Raw genomic sequence first — 24,900 nt, 5'->3', positions numbered from 1 at the left:
CAAGGTTTATTTTGATAGCGTAAATGATAGTTTTTTATCAAACACAGCGCTGAAGCGGGGCGCGGCGACTTTACCCGCGCCTGCGGCAATCAGAGGTTTTCTTTAGTGAGGAGGTCAAACGGCTGCAGAGCGTTGATAAACGCCGCCTGCGGCTGGCTGGCGGCGTGGACAAACGCGTTGATGGTGGCGGCGGCAAATTCATCAAGCCGATGGGTAAGCATGAGATCGATAGTGCCGTCAATTAGCGCCAGCTCGCCGCTATCCACCGGGCCATGACAAATCAGGGTGACCTGATGCTGGCGCTGGCGCGCGCGCAGGGCGGCGACAATCCCTTCCACGCCGCCGCAGGGCGCGTAAATGGCCTTCAGATCGGGGTACTGTTGCAGCATCTCTTCCGTGACCTGGCGCGCGACATCGGCGCGTTCGTGGCTGCGCACCGGTTCAAGCACCCGATCGCCTTTGCCCTGTTCACGCAGGTAGGAGCGGAAACTTATCTCGCAGCTTTCCTGACAAATAAACCGGTTATCGCCGACGATAATGCCAATTTCGCCGTCGTCGTGGCACAGCCTGTCCACCGCCCAACCGGCGGTGCGGCCCGCTTTCTGGTTATCCAGCCCGATATAGCCGGTACGCTGCGGGATACTCATATCGGAGAGCAGGGTGAAGACGCGGACGCCTTTCTCGATGGCCTGCACGACCGCATGGCGGATAAGCGGATTATCCAGCGCGACAATACCGATAACGTCGACCGTATCGCTCAGGCGGGCGATCGCGGCGGCCATATCGTCGATGGCGTTAATATCATAATGCAGGAAAGCGGGGGCCTGCGCCGGGCTATGCCACGGTAACGCCGCCTGCTCCAGCGCCTGCGCCAGCTGATGGTAAAACGAGTGTGACTGCTGTAGCAGAATGAAGCCCATTCTGAGGGCTACCGCCGGCCGATCCGCCGCCAGCCGATAGCGGGATTGCTCCAGCGCGAAGCCTAAGCGCCGCGCGGATTCCAGCACTTTACGTTCGGTGCTCTCTTTCACGGGCGTGCGTTTATTGAGGACCCTGTCCACCGTCGCGATACCGACTCTGGCCTCTTTGGCGATATCCGCCATGGTGACTTTTTTTGCTGACATGATTCTCTTCCTTTGAGGGTAATGATAAAAAGCTATCATTATTGTGACAGGCAAACAGCGAGGCGGGTCAGACTTCAGGAAAATCATTTCGCCGCGCTGGCTTCATTGACCTGATATTCAACCGCCAGGGTCTACACTAAGTGCATCCCCACTCAGGAACAGGATGTTATGACGTATTCCCTCTCAAAAAAATTCCTCGCCGCCACCTCTGCGCTGCTACTGCTCTCCATGAGCGCGGTCCCGGCCAGCGCCGCCGCCGATAATAGCGACGCGGTCTCTCCACTCAGCGCCGGAAATGGCTTAAGCGAAGCGGCAAAGCAGTATCTCCTGCGCTATCCCTCCCGCAGCGGCGTGGACGGCAAAACCCCCCGTGAAGATACCGCCGCGGTCTTTATTCCGTTTGGCGCCACCCCGGAAGGGGGATGGCCGGTCGTGGTCTGGGCCCATGGTACCGTGGGCGTGGCTAATCACTGCGCGCCGTCGTTAAACCCGCGCAGCGATCGCGATAAGCAGTACCTGAACACCTGGCTGTCGCTGGGCTACGCGGTGGTCGCGCCGGATTATGCCGGTCTGGGTTCGTCTGGCCTGCACCACTATCTTAATGCCCGCGGCGAAGCGTGGAGCGTGCTTGATAGCGTTCGCGCCGCCCTGAAACAGTTCCCGCTGAAAAATGAACTCATTCTGGTCGGACAGTCGCAGGGCGCGCACGCCGCGTTCGCCAGCGCCGGATATCAACCCCACTACGCGCCGGAGCTGAATGTTCGCGCAACGGTGCTGACCGGAACGCCGTATTTTGAGAAGGGGACCACCGCAGCCGACATTCTTCCGCCGGCAGGCGGCAAAGCGCCGAGCGGCGGCGACCCGAAAATACCCTATATTTTCTATATTTACCTCTCGGCTGCCGATAGCAACCCGCAGCTCAATCCGGCTGATTATTTCCAGGATAAAGCGTTGCCGCTGCTGAAAGAGGCGAGCAATTTATGCATTACGCCGCTCAACGATGAAGTGATGAAGGCCGGTCTGAATGCGGCTAACGCCCTGAAGCCGGGGGTGGATTCGCTGTTAAACGCCAGCGTGGGCGCCATGCTCTACCCGACGCTGAAAATCGATCACCCGGTGTTTATCGGTATTGGTAGCGCGGATATTAACGTGCCGACGGCAATGCAAAAACGCTTTGCGGATGCGGTGAAAAGCGCGGGAACCCGTGCGGACGTGCATATTTATGAGGGGCTGGATCATAGCGGTACGGTTAACCCGTCTTTACGCGACTCGGTGCCGTTTTTGATTAAGACGCTCAACGATAAGCGGTAGCGGCGAAGGGATGATGAGCCGCCCTGAGCAAGGGGCGGTTCAGTACAGGTATGGCGTCGATTACCAGTATTTGGGGATCAGATAGCCATACATAACGACGGCGACAACAATCATCAGCGTAATAATCGCCCAGTCGGCTTTTAGTGATTTTACCGCGTTCATAACTTCCTCTTTTTTCAATGAATCACCGGGTAACGTTACCGCCGTCGCGCCTGCATGTAGGTGATGGAGATCACATAAAAAACATTTGTCATACAAATAAAGCGTGTCAATTTTTTTACTATTCTCAGCAATATTTTGCCCGCTCATTCGTCTACCTCCGCACAGGGTAATTATTCAATAGCGTAATGAGGTAAACAGACGATGAGAGATATCGATATGCACGGTCAGCAGCACCATCACCGCTTTGGCCGCCACAGAATGGCGAAGCCGCTTCTTATCGGCGTGGCGCTAATCGCCATTCTTGGGCTGCTGGTGATGTCGCTGTGGAATGCGCTGCTGCCGGCCATCCTTGGGGTGAAGAGCATTGGCTTCTGGCAGGCGTTAGGTGTGCTGGCGCTGTCGCGGATCCTGTTCGGCGGCCTCGGCTTTCGCCCGGGAATGTTCGGCATCGGTAACGCGCGGCGTCGGATGCATGAACGCTGGATGAACATGAGCCCGGAGCAGCGCGATGAGTTTGTGCAGCGCTTTGGCCACCGCGGGCATCGCGGCCGCTGCGGCTGGCGCGACCGCCGCAGCGAGCATGCTCCGCAGCAGGAGAGTTCGCCTAAAAGCGCGGATCCCGAGTGAGCACAATGAAAAACAGGATCGTGGCGCCATCACGGCTTGTTTCCGCTCTCGATGCCTGCCGGTCGCGGCTGAAGGCTTTTATTCGCGGACGGACCCCGCTGCGCGATGAGGCGGACGATATCCTGCAGGAAGTGACGTATCAGCTCATTCGCGTCGAGCAACCGGTGGAGAATATCGCCGCCTGGTTGTTCCGGGCGGCGCGTAACGAGATGACCGACAGGGCGAGAAAAAAGCGCGAGCTGCCGCTGGCGGGCGGTTTCAGCGACGAGGAAGAGGGCGATTTTCCCGAGGTTGAGCTGGCCGAAACGCTGTTTGGCGTTGCGCAAACGCCGGAGGATGAGTATCTGAAAGCGCTGCTCTGGGAGGAATTAAGTCAGGCGCTCTCGGAGCTGCCGCCCGCCCAGCGTAAAGCCTTTGAGAAAACCGAACTGCATGGCTACAGCTACCGGGAGCTGGCAGAGGAGTCCGGCGTCAGCGAACAGGCGCTGCTCTCACGTAAGCATAAAGCGGTACTCTACCTTCGTACCCGCCTGCGCGCGCTGTACGATGAACTGCTGGCCAGTTAGGCGTTCTCCGGCTCCTGCTGCAGGGGCCGGAGAGGTGCGTTTAAGCCGCTGATTGAATTATTGCCTGTAGCCCCAGGCCGTGAGGAAGGCGCTAATCGCGCATTCGGCGAGCTGCTCCAGCCTCTCTGGCGCCACCGCTTTTTGCGCAATTAAGGCCCCCGGCAGCGGATAGCCCATAATCGCGCCGAGAAACGCCGTCGCCTCTAGCTCCGGGTCGCTGAGGGTCAGCAGACCTTCGTCTTGTTTCTGCGCCAGGATATCGCTCAGCGCCTGCAATACGCGGCCTGAGGGGCGCTGTTCGAGCGTGACGTAAAGCTCGGGCTTTTGCACCAGCACCTGAATCAGCAGGCGCTGAAAGTGAATATTCTCCGGCGCATAAAAGTGTTGTTGCACCACTTTCGCAAACCCGCGCAGCAGCGCGGGAAGATCCTGCTGACGATCCTGCAAAAGCTGGCGCAGGGGCGGCTGCATGGTGTCATTGAGAAACGCGAACGTCTCCAGCAGCAGCGCGTCTTTACCGCCGGGAAAATGGCTGTACAGCGTCGGGCGCGTGGTACCCGCTTCGGCGGCAATGGTATCCAGCGACACATCAAGCCCGTGGCTGAGAAACAGCTCACGGGCGGTTTGTAAAATGCGTGGGCGGGCTTTCATTGGCCGCCCGCGTTGATTTCCCATCAATTGAGTCCTTACCGTTTGCGCCCTTTAAGGCGCATCATTCCTTGCTGTACCAGCAGGAAAAAGAGTGGAACGAAGAGCAAGGTCAGCAGCGTCCCGGTGAGCATACCGCCGATCACCGCGGCGCCAATCTCACGCTGGCTGGAAGCGCCGGCGCCGGTAGAGAGTACCAGAGGGATAACGCCGACAACAAATGCAAGTGAGGTCATCACGATGGGGCGCAAGCGCAGGCGAGCGCCCTCCAGCGCCGCGTCGGCCAGCGTTTTACCTTGCTGAAACCGCGCCAGGGCGAACTCAACGATCAGAATCGCGTTTTTGGCGGAAAGCCCCATGGTCGTCAGCATACCGACCTGAAAGTAGATATCGTTTTCGTATCCGGCGAGCAACGAAGCGCTCACGGCCCCCAGAATGCCTAACGGGACGATCAGCAGTACGGCGACAGGAATCGACCAGCTTTCATATAAGGCGGCGAGACACAAAAACATAAAGGCCAGCGACGCCAGGTATACCCATAACGTCTGCACTGAGGAGGTCTGCTCCTGCCAGGATAGACCGCTCCATTGCCTTTCAAACCCGCTCAACTCGCCCACCAGTTCGGACATCGTCGCCATCGCCGCACCGGAACTGACGCCCGGCGCCGCGTTTCCCTGAAACTGCACGGCCGACAGTCCGTTAAACCGCTGGAGCATTTGCGGCCCGGTAGTCCAGCGGAATGATGAGAAGCTGTCGAAGGAGGCCATGTTGTTGCTGTCGCCGCGGACAAACCAGGCGGATAAATTATCCGGCGTCGAACGCCAGGCCGCATCCCCCTGCATATACACGCGCTTGACGCGCCCGCGGTCGATAAAATCGTTGATGTACACGCCGCCCCAGGCCGCAGAGAGGGTGCTATTGATGGCGGCCTGATCCAACCCCTGGGCCTGGGCTTTTTGTCTGTCGATATCCACCTGCAGCTGCGCTTTCTCCTCCAGACTGTTAATTCGCACGGCGTCCAGCGTCGGCGTTTGCCTGGCGGCAGTGAGGAGGGTGGTTTGCGCCTCGATGAGCGCCTGGCGGCCGTTTTCCGCGCTGTCCTGCAGCCAGAGTTCAAAGCCGCTCGACTGCCCGAGTCCGCGTACGGTAGGCGGCGACATGACGCTGATGGTGGCCAGCCGGGCGTTTTTTAAAAAGTACCGGTTCGCCCGCGCGATAATCGCCTGCGCGCTGTTCTGTTCCCCGGGACGTGCGTCCCAGTGCTTTAGTTCGGCGAAGGCCATCCCGACGTTCTGCCCGCTGCCGGCGTTGTTTCTGCCGGTGACCATAAAGATGACGTTGAGGTTATCCTCCTCCTCGGCCATGAAATAGCGGGTAATGTCCGCGCCGACCGCCTCGGTCATCGCCATCGGCGAACCGGATGGGAGCGTAAACTGAACCATCACCGCGCCCTGATCCTCTTCGGGCAGAAAGCCGCTGGCCAGCTTCTGATACTGCCAGAGCATCAAAAGCGTCAGCGTCAGGGCCAGCAGCACAAAGCGGAGCGGGCGAACGATTATCCGCCGGAGTATGGCGAGGTAACGGTTCTGGCTGGCGGCGACGCCGCGGTTGAAACAGGTGAAGAATCGCCCTTTTTTAAGGTGCCCGGGTTTAAGCAGATGGGCGCACAGCGTCGGCGTCAGGGTTAACGCCACCAGCGCAGAGAGCGCCATTGCCGAGACGATGGTGACGCTGAACTGGCGGTAGATAATTCCCACCGAGCCGCCGAAAAACGCCATCGGGATAAATACCGCAGAGAGAACCAGCGCGATGCCAATCAGCGCGCCGGTGATCTCATTCATCGAGCGCAGGGTGGCTTCAGGCGGGGTAAGATCCTCCTCCGCCATCAGGCGTTCAACGTTCTCCACCACCACGATGGCGTCATCAACCAGTAAACCGATTGCCAGAACCATCGCAAACAGGGTGAGGGTATTAATGCTGTAGCCCAGCAGGCTGAGGATGCCGAAGGTGCCGAGCAGAACCACCGGCACCGTGAGCGTCGGGATCAGCGTAGCCCGCCAGCTCTGAAGAAAGAGGTACATGACGGCCACCACAAAAAGAATCGCCTCAATCAGCGTACGCACCACGCTTTCAATAGAGACCGTCACGAACGGCGTGCTGTCGCGCGGGTAAGCGGCGACAACGCCTTGCGGAAAGCGCGGCGTCAGGCGTTCGACCTCCGCCCGGATCTTCTCCGCCGTCGCCAGCGCGTTAGCCCCCGATGCCAGCTGAATTGAGATCCCGGCGGAGGGGAAACCGTTGAGCGTGGTTTGGTTTTGATAGTTTTCCGCGCCGATCTCCACCCGGGCGACATCGCGCAGATAGACCACCGAGCCGTCGCTGTTGGTGCGCAGAATAATGTTTTCAAACTGTTCGGGACGCTCAAGGCGGGACTGCGCGGTGACCGTCGCGTTCAGATACTGCCCCTCCAGCGTAGGCAGTGAACCAATTTCGCCGCTGGTGACCTGAGAATTCTGCGCCTCGACGGCGGCCTGCACATCGGAGGGCATCAAACCGTAGCTGGTCAGCTGCAGCGGATTGAGCCAGATGCGCATCGCGTACTGGGCGCCGAAAACGGTCGTTTCCCCCACGCCTTCCACCCGGCTCAGCGGCTCCTGCAGGGAGCTAACGAGAAAGTCGCTGATATCAAGGCTGGTTAGCGTTCGCGTTTGATCGTACAGGGCCACCACCATCAGGCTGTCTCCCTGTGATTTGGTCACCGCGATCCCTTGCTGCTGCACCTCCTGCGGTAAGCGCGTGATAGCCTGATTGACGGCGTTTTGCACCTGTACCTGCGCCATGTCAGGGTTAATGCGCTGATCAAAACTGAGGCTAATGCGCGCCTGGCCCGCTGAACTGCTGCTGGAGGAAAAATAAAGCAGGCCGTCGATGCCTTTAATCTGCTGCTCCAGCACCTGCGTCACGCTGTCTTCCACGGTTTCAGCCGAGGCGCCGGGGTAGGTTGCCGTGACGTTGACGCCGGGCGGGGCGATATCCGGATACTGTTCCACCGGCAGGGTCAGCAGGGCAAGGGCGCCGGCCGCCATAATACAGATGGCAATGACGGCGGCGAAAACCGGGCGAAACACAAAAAAGCGAGCCAGCATCGTGGTGCACCTTCGGTCAGTTAAGGGATGCTTGCAGAGCAAACACGGCGGGTGGCGCGTTTATCGCATCGTCGGGCGGAAGCGGGGTAAAGGGCAGCCCATGGAATGCCTCATTGTGGACTTTGCTCATCAAGAAGGCGCCGATCTCAGAACATGACGTCGTACGCTGGTACTCACTCCACAGATAGTCGTAGGTTTGAATGCTGAAAATATTCTGCTGCAGTAAAAAGTGCAGATAGCGTTGCCGCTGTTCCACGCGCTGGCTAATGAGCAGGGCGCGACAGCGCCAGGCCTCGGACGGTTCTTGTAGGTGCGAGCAGGCATCATAGAGCGGGGCGCCCTGCGCGGGCAGGCTGGGTAAAGCGGCGTTCATCGCGCAGGGGAAAATGGCTAATGCAATCAAATAAAAAAGCTTTCCCCATTTTTCTTTGTTAATCATCAGATTCACTCCGCCAGTTTATTTACTTTACAGTAAAGTAAATAAACTGTTTAAACAAGCGTTCATCTGTACGAAGAGTAAACGGGGAAAGCGAGGGGGGATGAGCAGGATACGCCTGCTCAGGATTTAAAACATGCCGTTGCCGCTGGCGGTTTTTTGCGGAACGTTCTGGGTCACGTCCCAGTGTTCAACGATTTTATGCTGCTCGTCGACGCGGAAGATATCGATAATCGCCCGCGTCACGCCCGGCTCGCGGCCGGTGACCTCAACGTGCAGGATCACATGATCGCCGTCGACAAACGCCTGCTTAATTTCGCTGTGCGAGTCGGGATATTTGTTCTTCAGGAAGGCGATAAATTGCTCAAAGCCTGCAACGCCGTCTTTCGCCATCGGGTTATGCTGTACGTAGCGGTCTCCCAGATAGGGTCTGGCGGCGGCAAAGTCTTTGTCATTTAACGCTTTATTATAAAAATCAATAACATTCTTTTTATTCAGCTGTTCATTTTCACTGTTGCCCGCAAAAACGGCGGGCGTCAGAGCGCAGAACAAGGAAAAGGCGACGATCGATTTTTTCAACATACATCCTCCGGTGGGGTTGATACCAGGCGCCTGGCCTGTCAGGTGAGTGCATCAGCTTCCCCAGCGGCTTTTCAGGTAGTTAACGGCCTGCTGGGTTTGCGGCTGATTGAGGTAATTCTCTCTGAATAAAATCGTGCCCTGAATTTGCGGCATGGATTCATTCAGATCAAGCTGCTTTTTCAGCTCCGGCACGCCGCCGCTAATCATCCAGTCAGGTTCGTTCTTCGATGGCTCGCCAACTTTGTACAGCGCCACGCCGATATAGAGGCGGGTACGGGTGGGTTTCACCACGTCAGCCCACCACTTTGCCAGCACATCGTAGCGGGCCGCGTCGCGGGCGAAAGGCCAGTAAATCTGCGGCGCGATGTAGTCCAGCCATCCCTGCTGGACCCAGAGGCGGGTATCGGCATACGACTCATCGTAGGCCGCTGCGCCGCGGGTATCTGAACCCGCCGGATCGTGGGAGCGGTTGCGCCAGACGCCTGCCGGACTGACGCCAAATTCAACATCGGGATTCAGCTGCTTGATGGTGCGGGAAACCTGCTCAATCAGCAGCTGCGTGTTGTGCCGCCGCCAGTCCGCTTTCGCGGCAAAGCCCTGGCCGTACTGCTGGAACGTCCGGTTGTCGTTAAGGGCCGATCCCGGTGATTCGGTGTAGAAGTAATCGTCGAACTGGACGCCGTCAACCGGGTAATGCTCCACAACCTCGGCCACGATGCTGGTGATCCAGTCGCGGACTTCCGGAATGCCCGGATCGAGCACGAAGCGATCGCCGGAGGTGCGAATCCACTCAGGGTGCAGGACGTATACGCTGGCGGGAACCTGCGACAGCGTGCTGTTCAGTTCGGTGACGGTTTTCGGCCGCGTATTGACCGAGACGCGATAGGGGTTAAACCAGGCATGAACGCGCATGCCGCGCTTATGGGCTTCATCCAGCATAAATTTGAGCGGATCGTAGCCCGGATCCTCACCGATTTTGCCGGTCAGCATATCGGACCACGGCAGAATCTTCGATGGCCAGAGCGCGGTGCCATCCGGTTTCACCTGGAAGAAGACGGTGTTAATGCCGAGGCTTTTTAAATTATCCAGCTTGGCAACCAGCGCCTGCTGCTGCAGGGCGATGCGCCGTTCGGCGCTAATGCCGCCATTGACGGATTCCAGCGGCGGCCAGTCGAGGCGCGACACGGTCGTCAGCCAGACGCCGCGCACCGGCTCCTGGCTTTTGGGCAACGTCGGCTGGCGGGCCGCGGGCGGCATGGGCGTGACAAGAGAAACGGGCGGTTTGCTACCGCAGTGGGCTAACAGCAGCGCGGCAGCTATAGCTACCGCGGATATTTTCACCTTGTTCAGAATAAACTTACGAGAGCGGATCGTCATCATATTTGCCAGCTTTTCTGGTCATCGCACAAAAGAGTCATTTTCGTATTATTCGGCTTTAAGTCAATCATTTAGCTACAGATGCGGCGGCATAAGCACGCAAACCTCAGACGCAGAAAACGCCTCCTGCGCCGCGCAATGGTTTGCCATGATATATCATTGATATGCATTAAAACTTGATCGGTTCAGGGCGAGTATAAACAGGATTTATTAAAATTTGGCCAAACAATTGACCTTTGGCCTTTTCCGGCGAGTCAAACTGGATTAGCACAATGAACTACTCATCATCACGCCATCGTCTGTGGATACTCCTGTTTCTGCTTGCGTTACTGAGCCTGGGAACCGGGCTTTGCTACTGGCAAATGCAAAAAAAGGTGGATCAAGATATCCATTCGCGCCTGCAGCAGGCGATAGCCAGCCTCGATGTGACCGTCTCCCATGCGGAGCAGGCAGCCGATCTGGCTGAGCCTTTTTATGGTAAAAGCTGTAGCGAGAATGTCCTGACGGAGCTGCGCACGCTGGTGGCCACCATTCCCGATGTGCGCACGGTGAATTTAGGTAAGGATAACGAAATATACTGCACCTCGGTTTTTGGCGGGCGTAAATTTCAGTTCGATCGTCGCCAGTATACGCATGGCGCTCTGCGCCTGCTGAGCGGCAGCGAAATCACGCCGTTTCATCCCTTGATGGTTTACAGCGAACAGGATGAGAGGGGAAATACGATTCTGGTTGGCGTTGACGGCTATTATTTATACAACATTTTGACCGTTCTTGATGGCGATGCGCATCTCTATCTTCAGGTTGGCGATCGGATAATGACCCGCAAAGGGGAAGTGACGGCGACGCCGGATATCAAGGTTCCCGTGCGCCTGGCCTCTGAGCTGTTTACCTATTCGGTTATTGCCGATCGCGGCTACGCCTCTGGCGTCGGTGCGTTTATCCGCTATGAGCAACACACGCTTATCGCCATTATTCTGGCCTCCTTGCTGCTCACCTTTTTATTCAGAAACTACCTCCGCTACCGTAATACGATTGAGTATCAGCTCAGAAAGGCTATCGAACTGAAGCAGCTCAAGCCCTATATTCAGCCAATTATCAACAATGACAGCGGAGCGGTTATCGGCGGTGAGGTGCTGGTGCGCTGGGAACATCCGAAGCAGGGATTTATTGCGCCGGATAAATTTATTTCCGTGGCAGAGCAGACCGGTTTGATTAAAGACGTGACGGCGATTTGCTTTGCCGAGGTGATCCGTCAGCTTCGGCGCCATCAATCCGTTATCCCTGGAGGGTTGTTTATTTGCTTTAACACCAGTTCGGTAAACTTTCAGGACGACGAAATAGTGACCCTGTGCCAGACGTTTATCCAGCAGATGAAAGAGGCGCAAGTCCGCCTTGTTCTGGAGATAACCGAGCGGGAGTCGATCGAAAATACCCGGCAAACATCAGCGGTGACGGACAAACTCAGGCGTATCGGCGTTCAGTTTTCGCTGGATGATTTTGGTACCGGCTACGCGAACTACAGCTACATCCAGCAATTTAATCCTGAGATTATCAAAATCGATAAGGTCTTTACCCTCAACATTGTGACCAACACGGCTTCCGCGCTGGTGGTGAAGAATATGGTTAATCTGGCCAGGAAGTTTCATTGCCAGATTATTGCTGAGGGCATCGAGGATAAGGAGCAGCTCACGATGCTCAAAAATATGGGGATTACCCTCTATCAGGGCTATTACTTTTCTAAACCGGTGCCGGTCGATGCGTTTATTCAGATGCTTCCTCGCTCGTTTAGCGAGTCAGGAAGGCCCTAAAGGTGACGCTCTTGCCCACGCAAAACACAGGAAATTAAAAGGTGATCGACTCGGCAAAACCGAGTAATAATAACCCGTTCAAGCTGAAAATTTGGCATTATTGAGAAACAACTCAACAACATGGAGGTTGTCTTGTTTGAATCTCATCTCAATATTTTTATCCGCGCGGTTTTCGTTGAAAATATGGCGCTCAATTTTTTCCTCGGGATGTGTACTTTTCTCGCTATCTCCAAAAAAATCGATGTCGCATTTCGCCTCGGGGTAACCGTGACGGCGCTGCTGGCCATTGCGACGCCGATTAACAACCTGATTTACCATTACCTGCTGAAAGAGAACGCCCTGATCGAAGGGGTTGACCTGAGCTTCCTCGATTTCATCACGTTTATCGGCGTGCTTGCGGCGCTGGTGCAGATCCTCGAAATGGTGATCGACAAATATTTCCACGCGTTAAACCATGCTCTGGGGCCGTTCCTGCCGCTGTTAACTATCCACTGCGCCATTTTCGGCGCGACGATTTTTATGGTGCAGCGTGAATACAGCTTCCTTGAATCACTGACTTATGGCACCGGGTGCGGTATTGGCTGGGCGCTGGCGATTGTGGCGCTGGCCGGCATTCGTGAAAAGCTGAAATATGCCAATATGCCTAAAGGCTTACGCGGTTTAGGTAGCGTATTTATTACCGCCGGCTTAATGTCGCTGGGGTTTATGTCGTTCGCCGGCATCTCGCTGTAGGCTACGCTGAACGTCGGGGGAGAGATTCTGCCGTCCAGACCCTGGGGTTGTACGGCAGAAGGCGCGAAATTATTGCCTCAGCGTTTTACTACGGGTAGTTAAACGCATCCGGATGGTTCTCCAGGCTGCCGCTCAGGGCGGCAAAGAGCACCGTCTTGCCATCGATAGAGCGTTCATCGCTAACATTCAGCCAGGTCAGTGTCTCCTGGGCGGTTTTTTCGTCAACGGCGGAATAAAGCCCGGACATCTGTCCGGATTTTTCCGACCACAGCACGGCGAAGCGCTCCGCTGCGCAGTCGTGGGGTTTGCAGGCGCTGAGTACCTGATAGACCTCGGCGCCAAGCTTCACCGTCCGTGCAGGCGAGCCCGTGCCGCCAGACTTTATCCAGGCGGGCAGGTTATGCCCTTTAACCATCTGGCTAAAGGCTGCCGGTTCCTTTTTGGCCAGACCGTCCAGCGTCATATCGGTTTGCGCCATGGCGTGGGTGGATGCAGCCAGAAAAGCGATAGCGGTTAAGTGTTTAAGCATAAAATAGCTCCTGCGAACTTTCTGATTCCGTTTGATGACCGGTGATAATGGCTCTGATTAGCTGTTTTTGGTCTGAACCCAAAAAGCGTGGATAAGGCCTGGAATATAGCCGAGGATCGTTAAAATAATATTGAGGATAAACGCCCAACCAAAGCCTTTACCCAGCAGTACGCCAAGCGGGGGTAGAATAATCGTCAACACAATTCGCCAAAAACCCATAATATCTCCCTGTTAAGTGAGTTAGCTCATAATTATTTTAGCGGTTGCGCCTGTTTTTGCAAATTTTAACTTTTTGAATAATAAGACTGCTAATATTACCCGCGCCTCGATACTACATATTTAATAAATAGAAAAGTCCCAATTCACCTTTCTGACATATATAAGATTATTCCCGGGTGAGGCTTGCGTCCGCAACGCTGACAAAGCAAGAGTGTTCCATCGTAAACGCATATAAACGTAAATAAGGAATGCAGGTAACGAGGCGGGAAGTGCGCTACACTGGCGGGGAGATTTATCCCATCATGAAATGGCGGCGGCATGGACAACATTATCCTTTATAAAGTTATCGTCATCCTGACCATTGTCGGGTGGGGCTGGAGCATGGTTAGAAGGAAGCAGAAAAAGCAGGTCCTGGAACCCGCTATTGCGCAGGCGAATGCCAGGGAGCGTTATCAGTGGCGTTATTTCAGGTGGGGCTGGAGAGTTTTGCAAATCGTCTGCGGTTTTTATTTGCTGATTACCCTCATCCAGTTTCTTCTCTGCGGCTAGCGTTCGCCGCTGCGGCGAGCTGGAACAGCGCGCGACAGCGACGAGCGCTTCTTTTATGCGACGCCGGTACCGCCGTCTGAGCACCAGACCTGACCGGAAGCGTACGAGCAGGCATCTGAGGCGAGGAGAACGTAAAGGGGCGCAATCTCGACCGGCTGTCCCGGTCTGCCGAGCGGCGTATCCTCACCAAAATGCTGAACTTTCTCTTGCGGCTGGCCGCCGCTTGACTGCAGCGGAGTCCAGTACGGGCCGGGCGCCACGGCGTTAACGCGGATACCGCGCGGACCAAGCTGCTTAGCCAGCGATTTGGTAAACGCCACGTTGCAGGCTTTGGTCTGGGCATAATCCAGCAGGATCTCGCTGGGTTTAAACGCCTGCACGGAAGAGGTGTTAATGATCGCCGCCCCCTGCGAGAGATGACGAAGCGCGGCTTTGGTTATCCAGAAGGGCGCATAAACGTTGGTTTTAAACGTGGTGTCAAACGCGGCGGTCGTTAACGTCTCAATGGATTCACAATACTGCTGCCTGCCGGCGTTGTTAACCAGAATATCCAGCCCGCCCAGCTCAGCGACCGCCTTTTCAACCAGGGTATCGCAAAATGACTCAATCCGAATATCGCCGGGAATGGCGACGGCTTTTCTTCCCTCGGCCTGGATCAGCGCGATAACGGCAGCCGCGTCGGACTCCTCCTCCGGCAGGTAGCCGATAGCGACATCCGCGCCTTCCCGCGCGTAGGCAATCGCGACAGCCCGACCAATCCCCGAATCACCGCCGGTAATCAGCGCTTTTTTCCCCGCCAGCTTTCCGGAACCGGTATAGCTGGTCTCACCGTGATCGGGAAGGGGCTTCATTTCGGATGCCAGCCCCGGGGGCTGCTGCGGCTGCTCGACAAACGGCGGAAGTGGATAGTGTAGCGTTGGGTTATTTCCTGTTGTCATACCGGCCTCCTTAATAAATGAAATTTAAGATTAGTCAATGACTGCGTTTGGGCGATAAAAAAAGCGTAAACCAGGAATAATTAACATCGTAAAACCAGGAATTATTTACCTGGTTTTTAAGTCAACATGTAATACCAGAACAACGCAATTTCATCTTTTTCCGGTAACGCGCTGTAGAGATAACGATCGTATCCGCCCAGGGTAAAGCCATAATTTCGGTAGAAAAGGCAGGCGGGAACGTTGACGTTCTGGGTTTCCAGCTTTAATCCCGCCGCGCTCATGCTCCGGGCCCATATATGGGCTGCCGCCATGAGCTTGTTGGCCGCGCCCGTTCTGCGCTGTGAGCGCTCAATGGCGATATAATCCACGGAAATAAATTTGTTCCAGATCAAGGAAGCGGTGATAAATCCGGCGACTTGCCCCGCGTCGGTTTCCGCGATTAAAAATATAGCATCCGGATTAACGCAGTGGTTTTCCAGCGTCTGGATGTCCAGTTCATAGGTTTTATTATAAGCGCTGGGAAGTGTTTCAATTTTCAGATCATTATTGACAAAGGGGCCGGTGGCAATCTGGCTGACGGTGAAGGAAAAATCACAATATTCCAGGCGAGCCAGGTCGGAATTTAATCCTTTACGAATCTGCATAGCATTCCTTGTTTTTTAAGCGATTTATTAATCATAGACAACGTCTTTAAAAATAACAGCCTCGCCATCAACAGCGCACGCGTTTAAACCTGGTCTAATCTTATATTCATGCCGCATTTTCCACAGGTCATTTGAGGATATTTAATGGAATCCAGAGTATTTAAAAAACATTGGGGGGCGGAGTTCATTGCCGCGGACACGGTCCGCTTTCGCGTCTGGGCCGAAGGTCAAAAAACGATGACGCTGAGCCTGACGGGGCGGGATATTCCGATGGACGCCGCGGGAGAGGGCTGGTTCCAGATTGACGTCCCCGGCGTAAAGCATGGTGATGAATATATGCTCCGTTTAGCCGACGGCACGCGCATTCCGGACCCGGCGTCTCGCGCGCAACGCGATGATGTTAACGGCCCTTCGGTGGTCATCGACCCCAGCCGTTTTCAGCCGGTTAACGCTGGCTGGAAAGGGCGTCCGTGGGAAGAAACCGTGATATATGAACTTCATCCGGGCACCTTTACGCCGGATGGCACCTTTCTGGCCGCCATCGAAAAGCTGCCTTATCTGGCGGAGCTGGGGATCACCCAGATAGAGGTCATGCCCGTAGCCCAGTTTGGCGGTTCCCGCGGCTGGGGTTACGACGGTGTATTACTCTATGCGCCGCACGCAGCGTATGGCGCACCGGAGGATTTTCACGCCTTTATTGATGCCGCCCACGGGTTAGGGCTATCGGTGGTTCTCGATATCGTACTGAACCATTTTGGCCCGGAAGGCAACTATCTCTCTCTGCTGTCGCCGGGCTTTTTTCATCAGGACCGGATGACCCCGTGGGGTAACGCTATCGCCTATGAAACCGAGGCCGTGCGGCAGTATATTACCGAGGCGCCGCTGTTCTGGCTGACCGAATACCAGCTCGATGGGCTGCGCTTTGATGCTATCGATCAGATTGAAGATCGCTCCGCCAGGCACGTACTGATAGAAATAGCCGAAAATATCCGCGCCGCGATTCCCGACCGCCACATCCACCTCACCACTGAAGACAGCCGGAACGTGATTTTCCTCCATCCGCGCGATGAGAACGGACAGACGCCGCTCTTTACCGCCGAGTGGAATGATGACTTTCATAACGCCGCCCACGTTTTCGCGACCGGCGAAACGCACGCCTATTATCAGGATTTTGCGCATCAGCCGGCAAAGAATGTCGCAAGGGCGCTGGCCGAAGGGTTTGTCTACCAGGGTGAGCTTTCTGCGCAAACCGGAAAGCCACGCGGCGTGGCCTGCGCCGCTCAGCCGCCGCAGTTTTTTGTCGACTTTATTCAGAATCACGATCAGACCGGGAACCGTGCGCAGGGGGAAAGGCTGATTTCTCTTGCCGGCGCCGGGAAAACGCGCGTTCTGCTCGCCGCATTGCTTCTGTCGCCCCACATTCCTTTGCTGTTTATGGGCGAAGAGTTTGCGGAGACGAACCCCTTTCTGTTCTTTACCGATTTTCATGGCGACCTCGCGAAGGCGGTGCGGGAAGGGCGGGCTAAAGAGTTTGCCGGGCACGCGGGACACGATGCATCAGTCCCTGACCCGAACGATCCCCGGACCTTTATCCGTTCTAAGCTCGACTGGCAGAAGGCGGCAAGCGAGGAGGGGAAAGCCTGGCTGCGCTTTACGCGCCACCTTATCCAGCTGCGCCATCGCTACATTGTCCCGCTGCTCGCGGCGGGAGGGGCCGTGGAGGGCATGATCCTGCACGTGGCGGCGCAGGCGCTGGCGGTGAGCTGGCAATTCTCCGGCGGCACGCTCTCCGTGGCGCTGAATATCGGCGAGGAGCGGGCAGAGATGCCGGAAATACCGGGCGAGGTCATTTTTAGCTGGCCGGAGCGGCAGGAGGCGTTATCGCCAAACAGTATTGTTGTCCGTTTTGCACATGGAGAAGCCTCATCATGATCCCTTCCGCAACCTATCGTATTCAGTTCCGTAACGGCATGACCTTCGATCGCGCGGCGGCGCTCGCGCCATATCTCAAAGACCTGGGTATCAGCCATCTTTACGCCTCGCCGATTTTTACGGCAACCAGCGGGTCAACCCATGGCTATGATATTACCGATCCTAACGAGATCGATCCGGCCATCGGGGGCCGCGAAGGGTTTGACCGGATGGTGAAGGCGCTGCGAAACGCGCAAATTGGCCTGATTCTGGATATTGTTCCCAACCATATGGCGACCTCGCTGGAGAATCGCTGGTGGCGGGACGTCATCGAGCAGGGCAAAAACAGCGCCTGGGCCCATTATTTCGATATTGACTGGACGCGTCCGGTTACGCTGCCGTTTCTGGGGGATACCTTTGAGGCGGAGCTGGAGAGCGGGGCGCTCGCGCTAAAACGCGATCCGGAAACCGGGAAGCCGGCGTTCGTCTACTATGACCAGGCCTGGCCCCTGAATCCTCAAACCCTGGCGACAGGTGAGCAACTACTAACATCCCCGGACCGCGACGCCATTCTGGCGCTGCACGAGGCGCAAAGCTGGCGGCTGATGTCCTGGCGGGAGGCGCCCAGGCAGCTCTCCTGGCGGCGCTTTTTTGAAATTACCGGCCTGATTGGCGTCCGGGTTGAAGACCCGGCGGTGTTTGACGACACCCACCGCCTTATCCTTGAACTGGTGCATTCTGGCATCGTCGATGGTCTGCGCATTGACCATATTGATGGCCTTGCCGACCCGCTGGGGTATTTGCAGCGCCTGCGCCAGGCAGCCGGGCCAGAGTGCTACATTACGGTGGAAAAAATCCTCGCCAAAGGCGAGCAGCTGCCCGCCGACTGGCCCGTCTCCGGCACCACAGGATATGAGTTTATCGCTTCGCTGGCGGAAGTGCTGGTGGATGACAATAACCTCGATCAGCTGCAGCAGGTTCATGATGAAGCGCTCGGCGGAGCGATAGATCGCCATACCGCGCTGCGCGAGGCGAAAGGACTGATGGTGGATCGCAATTTTGAGGGTGAATTTACCACCTTATTGCGGCTGGCCACCGAACTGGCGGAGCGTAATAGCATGCCGGTTGAGAGCGACGCGCTGCGCCATGCCTTGCGTGAACTGCTGCTGGCCTTCCCGGTCTATCGTACCTACGGCACCGCCGAAGGGCTGACCGCAGGCGATATTACGCTGTTAAACCGGGTGGTTGACCAGGTGAACGCCAGGGAAGACAAACCCGATGCCAGGGCGCTTGAGGTCATTATCGCCATCCTGACCGGCAATCTGCACGAAAGTAGCCTCGACACCGCGTCACTCTTCAGGACCCGCTTTCAGCAGCTGACGGGGCCGTTGATGGCTAAATCGGTCGAGGATACGCTGTTCTTTCGCCATAACCTCGACCTGGCATTGAACGAAGTCGGGGCCGATCCTACTCCTCGCGCTTTTTCTCTCTCTCGTTTTCACCAGGAGATGCGCATTCGTCTTGCCCGCCAGCCCGACGCGCTGCTGGGAACGTCGACGCACGATACTAAACGCGGGGAAGATGCGCGCGCCCGGCTTTACACCCTGACGGAAGCCCCGCAGCTGTGGGCGGAAAACCTTGCGCGCTGGCGTCAGATGAATCAAACCCAGGTGCGTTTTTTGAACGACGGTACGGCGCCGAACGCGGCGGATACGTGGATGATCTATCAGGCGCTCGCCGGCGTGTGGCCTGCAACGCTGCTGCCCGACGATACCGCAGGGCTGAAAGCACTCGAGACGCGTTTTCTTGCTTTTATGGAAAAAGCGCTGCGCGAGGCCAAGCAAAGAACCGACTGGATCGACAGCAATGAGAGCTATGAAAGCGTTGTGCTGAACTATGCGCAACAGCTGTTCGCTGCGGATAATTCGCTCTTTCTCAACGATTTTCACACCGCCCTGCAGCCTTTTATCCGTGCCGGCCTGGTGAACAGCCTCAGCCAGACGGTCATCAAACTGACCGCGCCCGGCGTACCGGATATTTATCAGGGGAGCGAGGCGCTGAACTTCAGCCTTGTCGATCCGGATAACCGACGTGAACCTGACTTCGCCGTCCTGGCGCATAACCTCGATAGCGAAGGCCCAGAGTTATTTGATAACGAAAACGCATGGCGAGACGGGCAGCTGAAGCAGTACGTCACCGCATCGTTTCTCTGGTTAAGGCAGCGACATTCCGCGCTCTTCCATTATGGTGACTGGGTACCATTAAAGGTCACCGGTGACAGGGAAGAGAATCTTATCGCCTACGCGCGCATCAACGACGAGGAGGCCCTTATCGTGGTGGTTCCTCGCCTGGCCTTTGACGTCGCGGCGCACGGGTTGGCTGATTCCCCGGCCAGGCTGTGGGGCAACACTGCGGTAGCCATACCCGAAGATCTGGCAGGACGACATTATCGCGATGCGTTAACCGGCGAAAACCGTCTTGTCGAAGAGGCGCTCGATCTGGCGTCAGCAACGGGGTGGTTAGTAACGCTTATTAGTGAAAAGAAAAGTAGAGAGGAATAGTGTCAATGAAAGAAACGTTTGCAATAGAGCCCGGGGACGGCCAGCAGCTGGGGGCTAATTTTGACGGAAAGGGCGTGAACTTCGCGCTGTTTTCAGCGCACGCTGAGCGGGTTGAGCTGTGCTTATTCGATCCTTGCGGAAAAACGGAAATAGCCCGGCTTGAACTACCTGAATATACACACGAAATCTGGCACGGCTACGTACCCGGTCTGCAGCCCGGTGCCTTATACGGTTATCGGGTTTATGGGCCGTACGATCCGGAAAACGGCCATCGCTTTAATCCACATAAATTGCTTATCGATCCCTACGCGCGGGAGCTGGAAGGCGATATTGAATGGAACGATGCGCATTTCGGCTACGAGATGGGCCATGAGGAGAAAGATCTGAGCTTTGATACCCGCGATAGCGCGCCATTTACGCCAAAATGCAAGGTTGTCGACCCGGATGCCTTCGACTGGCAGGGGGAAAATCGCCCAGACGTCCCCTGGCCGCATGCGGTTATCTACGAAACGCATGTGAAGGGTTTTACCCAGCGCAATCCGGCGCTTCCCCCGGAGCTGCGCGGCACATTTGAGGGGCTTGGGCATCAGGCTTCCGTCGATTATATCAAGAGCCTGGGCATCACTTCCGTTGAGCTGCTTCCCGTACACTGGTTTCCGGACGATCGGCATCTGCTCGACAGAGGGCTAAAAAACTTCTGGGGTTACAATACGCTGGGCTTCTTCGCTCCCGCGTCCCGTTACTATGGACCCGCGGGTATCGCGGGCTTCCGCGACATGGTGCGCGCATTTCATGATGCCGGTATCGAAGTGATCCTTGACGTGGTTTACAACCACACCGCGGAAGGCAATGAGCTGGGACCGACGCTCTCATTTAAAGGCATTGATAATTTTTCCTACTACCGGACGATGCCGGATCAGCATCGCTATTACATAAATGATACCGGGACGGGGAACACGGTGAATACCTCGCATCCCCGGGTGCTGCAGATGGTCATGGATTCGCTACGTTACTGGGCTCAAGCCATGCACGTCGACGGCTTTCGTTTTGATCTGGGGACCATTCTCGGGCGCGAACCCGAGGGCTTCGATCCGCGAGGCGGGTTCTTCGATGCGGTAACCCAGGATCCGGTTTTATCGAAGCTTAAACTGATTGGTGAGCCCTGGGATATCGGTCCCGGGGGTTATCAGGTCGGCGGTTTTCCGCCTGGCTGGGGCGAGTGGAACGATAAATATCGTGATACGGTGCGGGAATACTGGAAGGGGGATAATGTTTCCAATGACTTTGCCGCCCGTTTACTGGGCTCCGGCGATCTGTACGATTTACGCGGCCGTCGTCCGTGGTCCAGCGTCAATTTTATTACCGCCCATGACGGCTTCACGTTGAACGATCTGGTTTCGTATAACGAGAAGCATAATGAAGCCAACGGTGAGGACAATAACGACGGGCATAATGACAACCGCTCCTGCAATTATGGCGAAGAAGGCCCGACGGAAAACCAGGATATCGTCGCCGTCCGCGAACGCCAGAAGCGGAATTTCCTGACCACGTTATTGTTCTCCCACGGTACGCCGATGCTGCTGGCCGGCGATGAGTTTGGCCGTTCTCAGCAGGGCAATAATAACGGCTACTGCCAGGACAGCGAGATTTCATGGGTCAACTGGGAAGCACTGTCCGATCAGGACCATGCGTTGCGCCATTTCACCCAGCGTCTGATAGCGCTGCGTGCGGAGCAACCGCTTTTACGCCGTGAAAGCTGGCGTGACGGGCTCGAGATACGCTGGTTTAACGCCGGCGGCGGTCTGCAGCAATCTGAACAATGGGATGAAGGTTCGACGTTAGGTCTCGCCATCAGCCGACCCGATCTTGAACAGGAGGAGGGCATCTGGCATGACGTGCTGATGCTGTTCAATCCCTTTGAGGGCGATGTTCCGTTCCAGATCCCGCAGTTTGGCGAAGGCGGCTGGGTTCTTGAGCTGTCGACCGCTGAAGAAAAAACGGACGGCGTCATCATTACCGAGACAATTGATTTTGTTCTGGCCGGGCGCAGCATTGCCCTTTTCAGACGGCCTTAAAGCCTCAGACAAACCCGGCGTTGAATGCCGGGTTTATATTGTCATTATTGATGCAGCGGCTGACCACTGGCGGCAAGGATGGATTCATGCATGGCTTCAGAAAGTGTTGGATGAGCAAAGATCATCGATAAGAGACTCTCATCTGTGGCCTCCAGATGATGCGCGATACCAAAACCCTGGATCTGTTCAGTGACCTGCTCACCAACCATATGCGCGCCCAGCAGTTCGCCGGTTTCGGCGTCGAAAACAGTCTTTACAAAACCCTCCGTCTCCCCGCTGGCCAGCGCCTTACCATTCCCCTGATATGCGAACTTACCGATCTTGATTGGCCGTCCCGTCTCGCGAGCCTTCGCCTCTGTCAAGCCCAGGCTGGCAACCTGTGGCCGGGCATAGGTACAACCGGGCACATAGTCGCGGTTAAGAGGGCGTACGCCTTTGACGCCAGCCAGCGTCTCGACGCAGATCGCGCCTTCGTGGCTGGCTTTGTGCGCCAGACACGGCGGGCCGGCCACATCGCCGATAGCATAGAGCCCAAATACGTTGGTTCGGCAAGCTGCATCCGTCTTGATAAACCCGCGGTCCAACTCGACTCCCAGCGCTTCCAGCCCCAGGCCTTCCACATTAGGCTGTACGCCCGCTGCCAACAGCACACGTTCGACTTCAAGGGTCTGTTCGGCGCCGGTGGTTTTCAAGGTGCAGCGCACGCCCGTATCGGTGCGCTGTACCTGCGTCAGCAGCGTTTGGCTATGGACGTGTATACCGCGTTTTTCGAACGATTTACGCACGGTAGCGGATACTTCGGCGTCTTCAACGGGCAGAATCTGCGCGGCTTGTTCGACCAGCGTCACGTTACTGCCAAGATCGTTATAAAGGCTGGCGAACTCGACTCCGATGGCCCCTGATCCGATGATTAATAGAGACTCCGGTAAGCGCTCAGGCTGCAGGGCCTCAAAATAGGTCCAGATTCGCTCACCATCTGGCTCTACTCCTGGCAACGCTCGCGGCCGGGCGCCAGTCGCAAGGATCACATAACCAGCGCGATAGTCTCGCTCTTCCCCTCGGGGATCGGCGACCGTTACTTGCCCCTTTCCACGTAGCCGGGCGGTGCCGGTAATGACAGTAACGCCATTTTTCTTCAGCAGGTACTCGACACCTCCGGTCAGCTGTTGCGACACGGCGCGGCTAAACTGCACCAGTTTCTGCACATCGAAACTCACCTCTCTGAGACTAAAACCCAGCCGATCGGCATGCGCAATACTGTGCGCCACCTCTGCACCATGCAGCAGCGCCTTGGTTGGAATGCATCCCCAGTTCAGGCAGATCCCCCCTAAATGCTGCTTTTCCACCAATGCTGTACGAAGCCCTAGCTGGCCGGCACGAATGGCGGCGACATACCCCCCAGGCCCGCCACCTATTATCAGTACATCATATTTGTCGTGCATAGCTCGTCTCCTCGATAAACAACAGCGTCGGTGTTTCAACCAGCCGCTTGAGCGCCTGGAGAAAAGCCGCGCCTGACGCCCCATCGATGACCCGGTGATCGCAGGACAGCGATACGGTCAGTTGATGGCGGACGACGATTTGTCCATCGCGAACTACCGCTCGGGGCTCGCCTGCGCCAATCGCAAGGATCGCGCCCTGGGGTGGGTTTATGATGGCATCAAACTGCCGTACTCCGAGCATGCCCAGGTTTGACACGCTAAAGGTGCCGCCCTGGAATTCTTCGGGCTTGAGCATGCCCGCCCGGGCTTTGGTTATCAGAGAATGAACTTCGTTTGATATGTCGCTTATCGACCTGCTGTTGGCCGAACGTACGATAGGGGTAATTAACCCGTCTGGCAGCGCAACGGCCACGGAAATGTCGGCATCGGCAAAACGGCGGATGCTCTGGGTAGCCTCATCAAACTGTATGTTGACGTCCGGCACGGTTATCAGCGCCATGGCGCAGGCCTTAACCAGCATATCGTTAACCGAAATCTTGACGCCGGGTACTTCGCTGTTGATTTCCTTACGCAATGCTAAGAGTCGCTCCAGATCGAGATCGACGGTCAAACGGAAATGGGGTGCATGTTGCTTGGACATTTGCAAACGGCCAGCGATCGCTCGCCGCATACTGGACATCGGCAACGTCTCAAAGGCTGTCGCTGACGTGGCTTGTGGAGCCCCGGCCTGGGGTAGCCCATCAAGCAGCAAAGCGGCCGCCAGCACATCATCACGGCTCACCCGTCCGAGTGAACCGCTTTTGCGGCAGTCGTGCAGGTTGATCCCCAGTTTGTTGGCCAGACGGCGCGCCAACGGGGTTGCCGATACCTGGCTATCATCGGTATGCGATCGCGGCGCTTTGCCGGAACGAACGGGCGGCGGCGGAGAGGCGATGCGGCCGCCTGCGGCAACGATCGCGCTCTCAAGGTCAGCGACAGAGATACGCTCGCCACGCCCACTACCCTGGACCTTTTTCAAGTCAACGCCCAACCGCGCAGACTGACGTAACGCATGGGGAGTGGCATTCACCTGAGTCGGATCGGTTATGCCTTGCAGGCTGGTGGGTACCTCGGTCTGCCCAATGGATGCCGCAGGCTTATTGGCGGGGGCTGGTACAATGGAGGGCGCGACGGCCGCTACAGCAGGCTCGGTAGTCTGCGTGGCAGGCGCTGCTGGCTGCGCCGCGGCCAGACTGGCGGCAAAGGCATCCAGTTCAGCATCGCTTACCGAAGAGTCAGCTACCAACGCCAAAACAGCGCCGACCGGGAGGGTATCTCCCACCCGGGCGATTATCCGCCGTAGCGTACCGGCGAAGGGGGCCTCCAGAACATTGACGATTTTGCTGGTCTCAATTTCACAGATTTCCTGCCCTTTGGCGAAGCGGTCACCCTCCTGGATGGCCCACCGCGCGAGCACGCCTTCCTCCATTGAAAGGCCCCACTTCGGCATTTCAAGTGTCCTGATATCGCTCAT

At 56.5% G+C, this 24,900-nt stretch carries 22 protein-coding genes; 9 read left to right on the top strand and 13 right to left on the bottom strand.

Features of this window, described 5'->3' with window-relative positions; translation table 11 throughout:
- Positions 1–89 precede the first annotated feature (89 nt).
- Complete coding sequence (locus CDA56_RS27640; RefSeq protein WP_014229335.1) at positions 90–1,124, bottom strand: LacI family DNA-binding transcriptional regulator; 1,035 nt, start codon at positions 1,122–1,124, stop codon at positions 90–92.
- A 168-nt stretch (positions 1,125–1,292) separates the two neighbouring features.
- On the opposite strand from CDA56_RS27640, the gene CDA56_RS27635 reads away from it, so the two are divergent.
- The gene (locus CDA56_RS27635; RefSeq protein WP_064374964.1) at positions 1,293–2,435 is read left to right on the top strand and encodes an alpha/beta hydrolase; all 1,143 of its coding nucleotides are present in this window, start codon (positions 1,293–1,295) and stop codon (positions 2,433–2,435) included.
- 60 nt (positions 2,436–2,495) lie between these two features.
- On the opposite strand, the gene ykgR is transcribed toward CDA56_RS27635, so the two are convergent.
- A complete protein-coding gene (ykgR, locus tag CDA56_RS27630; protein WP_064374965.1) occupies positions 2,496–2,744 on the bottom strand; it encodes a small membrane protein YkgR in 249 nt (82 codons plus the stop codon).
- Positions 2,745–2,798: 54 nt separating this feature from the next.
- On the opposite strand from ykgR, the gene CDA56_RS27625 reads away from it, so the two are divergent.
- Together CDA56_RS27625 and CDA56_RS27620 are read left to right on the top strand one after the other, a co-directional pair.
- Positions 2,799–3,224 (top strand): hypothetical protein, encoded by a 426-nt coding sequence (locus CDA56_RS27625; protein ID WP_064374966.1) that lies wholly within the window; start codon positions 2,799–2,801, stop codon positions 3,222–3,224.
- Positions 3,225–3,229: 5 nt separating this feature from the next.
- Positions 3,230–3,790 (top strand): RNA polymerase sigma factor, encoded by a 561-nt coding sequence (locus CDA56_RS27620; RefSeq protein WP_103814516.1) that lies wholly within the window; start codon positions 3,230–3,232, stop codon positions 3,788–3,790.
- Between the two features lie 57 nt (positions 3,791–3,847).
- Here the strand turns inward: CDA56_RS27620 and CDA56_RS27615 are convergent, their stop codons facing one another.
- The 5 genes from CDA56_RS27615 to CDA56_RS27595 form a co-directional block, all read right to left on the bottom strand.
- Positions 3,848–4,465: a TetR/AcrR family transcriptional regulator gene (locus CDA56_RS27615; protein ID WP_014229339.1), complete on the bottom strand. Its 618-nt coding sequence runs from the start codon at positions 4,463–4,465 to the stop codon at positions 3,848–3,850.
- Positions 4,466–4,476: 11 nt separating this feature from the next.
- Entirely contained in the window at positions 4,477–7,584 is a 3,108-nt protein-coding gene (locus CDA56_RS27610; RefSeq protein WP_102802868.1) for a multidrug efflux RND transporter permease subunit, read from the bottom strand.
- A 16-nt stretch (positions 7,585–7,600) separates the two neighbouring features.
- The gene (locus CDA56_RS27605; protein WP_102802869.1) at positions 7,601–8,023 is read right to left on the bottom strand and encodes a hypothetical protein; all 423 of its coding nucleotides are present in this window, start codon (positions 8,021–8,023) and stop codon (positions 7,601–7,603) included.
- Between the two features lie 126 nt (positions 8,024–8,149).
- Positions 8,150–8,602 (bottom strand): nuclear transport factor 2 family protein, encoded by a 453-nt coding sequence (locus CDA56_RS27600; RefSeq protein WP_025108372.1) that lies wholly within the window; start codon positions 8,600–8,602, stop codon positions 8,150–8,152.
- Positions 8,603–8,653: 51 nt separating this feature from the next.
- Entirely contained in the window at positions 8,654–9,982 is a 1,329-nt protein-coding gene (locus CDA56_RS27595; protein ID WP_047723893.1) for a glycoside hydrolase family 10-like protein, read from the bottom strand.
- 269 nt (positions 9,983–10,251) lie between these two features.
- Here CDA56_RS27595 and CDA56_RS27590 point away from each other — a divergent pair, with 269 nt between their 5' ends.
- Complete coding sequence (locus CDA56_RS27590) at positions 10,252–11,787, top strand: EAL domain-containing protein (RefSeq protein ID WP_102802870.1); 1,536 nt, start codon at positions 10,252–10,254, stop codon at positions 11,785–11,787.
- A gap of 120 nt (positions 11,788–11,907) precedes the next feature.
- Positions 11,908–12,519 carry an NADH:ubiquinone reductase (Na(+)-transporting) subunit E gene (gene nqrE, locus CDA56_RS27585; RefSeq protein ID WP_009652200.1) on the top strand — a complete coding sequence of 204 codons (612 nt, stop codon included), beginning with the start codon at positions 11,908–11,910 and terminating at the stop codon, positions 12,517–12,519.
- Between the two features lie 88 nt (positions 12,520–12,607).
- Here nqrE and ivy read toward each other — a convergent pair whose 3' ends face one another.
- Together ivy and CDA56_RS27575 are read right to left on the bottom strand one after the other, a co-directional pair.
- Positions 12,608–13,048, bottom strand: a complete 441-nt coding sequence (gene ivy, locus CDA56_RS27580) for an Ivy family C-type lysozyme inhibitor (protein WP_102802871.1) — start codon at positions 13,046–13,048, stop codon at positions 12,608–12,610.
- Positions 13,049–13,105: 57 nt separating this feature from the next.
- The gene (locus tag CDA56_RS27575; protein ID WP_004102047.1) at positions 13,106–13,267 is read right to left on the bottom strand and encodes a YqaE/Pmp3 family membrane protein; all 162 of its coding nucleotides are present in this window, start codon (positions 13,265–13,267) and stop codon (positions 13,106–13,108) included.
- A 318-nt stretch (positions 13,268–13,585) separates the two neighbouring features.
- Between CDA56_RS27575 and CDA56_RS27570 the strand changes: the two genes are divergently transcribed.
- Positions 13,586–13,816: a hypothetical protein gene (locus CDA56_RS27570; RefSeq protein ID WP_014838472.1), complete on the top strand. Its 231-nt coding sequence runs from the start codon at positions 13,586–13,588 to the stop codon at positions 13,814–13,816.
- A gap of 53 nt (positions 13,817–13,869) precedes the next feature.
- Here the strand turns inward: CDA56_RS27570 and CDA56_RS27565 are convergent, their stop codons facing one another.
- A complete protein-coding gene (locus CDA56_RS27565) occupies positions 13,870–14,754 on the bottom strand; it encodes an SDR family oxidoreductase (RefSeq protein ID WP_102802872.1) in 885 nt (294 codons plus the stop codon).
- Positions 14,755–14,870: 116 nt separating this feature from the next.
- Positions 14,871–15,398 (bottom strand): GNAT family N-acetyltransferase, encoded by a 528-nt coding sequence (locus CDA56_RS27560; RefSeq protein WP_025108366.1) that lies wholly within the window; start codon positions 15,396–15,398, stop codon positions 14,871–14,873.
- A gap of 144 nt (positions 15,399–15,542) precedes the next feature.
- Between CDA56_RS27560 and treZ the strand changes: the two genes are divergently transcribed.
- From treZ to glgX, 3 genes are read left to right on the top strand one after another with little or no spacing between them, the layout of a single operon-like run.
- On the top strand, positions 15,543–17,330 hold the full coding sequence (gene treZ, locus CDA56_RS27555; protein WP_102802873.1) for a malto-oligosyltrehalose trehalohydrolase: 1,788 nt from the start codon (positions 15,543–15,545) through the stop codon (positions 17,328–17,330).
- Positions 17,327–19,870, top strand: a complete 2,544-nt coding sequence (treY, locus tag CDA56_RS27550) for a malto-oligosyltrehalose synthase (protein WP_102802874.1) — start codon at positions 17,327–17,329, stop codon at positions 19,868–19,870. The genes treZ and treY overlap by 4 nt, the downstream gene beginning before the upstream one ends.
- Positions 19,871–19,875: 5 nt before the next feature.
- Positions 19,876–21,945 carry a glycogen debranching protein GlgX gene (glgX, locus tag CDA56_RS27545; RefSeq protein WP_102802875.1) on the top strand — a complete coding sequence of 690 codons (2,070 nt, stop codon included), beginning with the start codon at positions 19,876–19,878 and terminating at the stop codon, positions 21,943–21,945.
- Positions 21,946–21,989: 44 nt separating this feature from the next.
- Here glgX and lpdA read toward each other — a convergent pair whose 3' ends face one another.
- Positions 21,990–23,387, bottom strand: coding sequence for a dihydrolipoyl dehydrogenase (gene lpdA, locus CDA56_RS27540; protein ID WP_064357459.1), 1,398 nt, complete (start codon positions 23,385–23,387; stop codon positions 21,990–21,992).
- Complete coding sequence (locus CDA56_RS27535; protein ID WP_102802876.1) at positions 23,371–24,900, bottom strand: 2-oxo acid dehydrogenase subunit E2; 1,530 nt, start codon at positions 24,898–24,900, stop codon at positions 23,371–23,373. Before CDA56_RS27535 ends, lpdA begins: the two co-directional genes overlap by 17 nt.

The organism is Klebsiella michiganensis (assembly GCF_002925905.1).
GTDB classification, from domain to species: Bacteria; Pseudomonadota; Gammaproteobacteria; order Enterobacterales; family Enterobacteriaceae; genus Klebsiella; species Klebsiella michiganensis.
The sequence above is the reverse complement of the archived record's forward strand: the minus strand, read 5'-3'. Positions and strand labels throughout refer to the sequence as shown.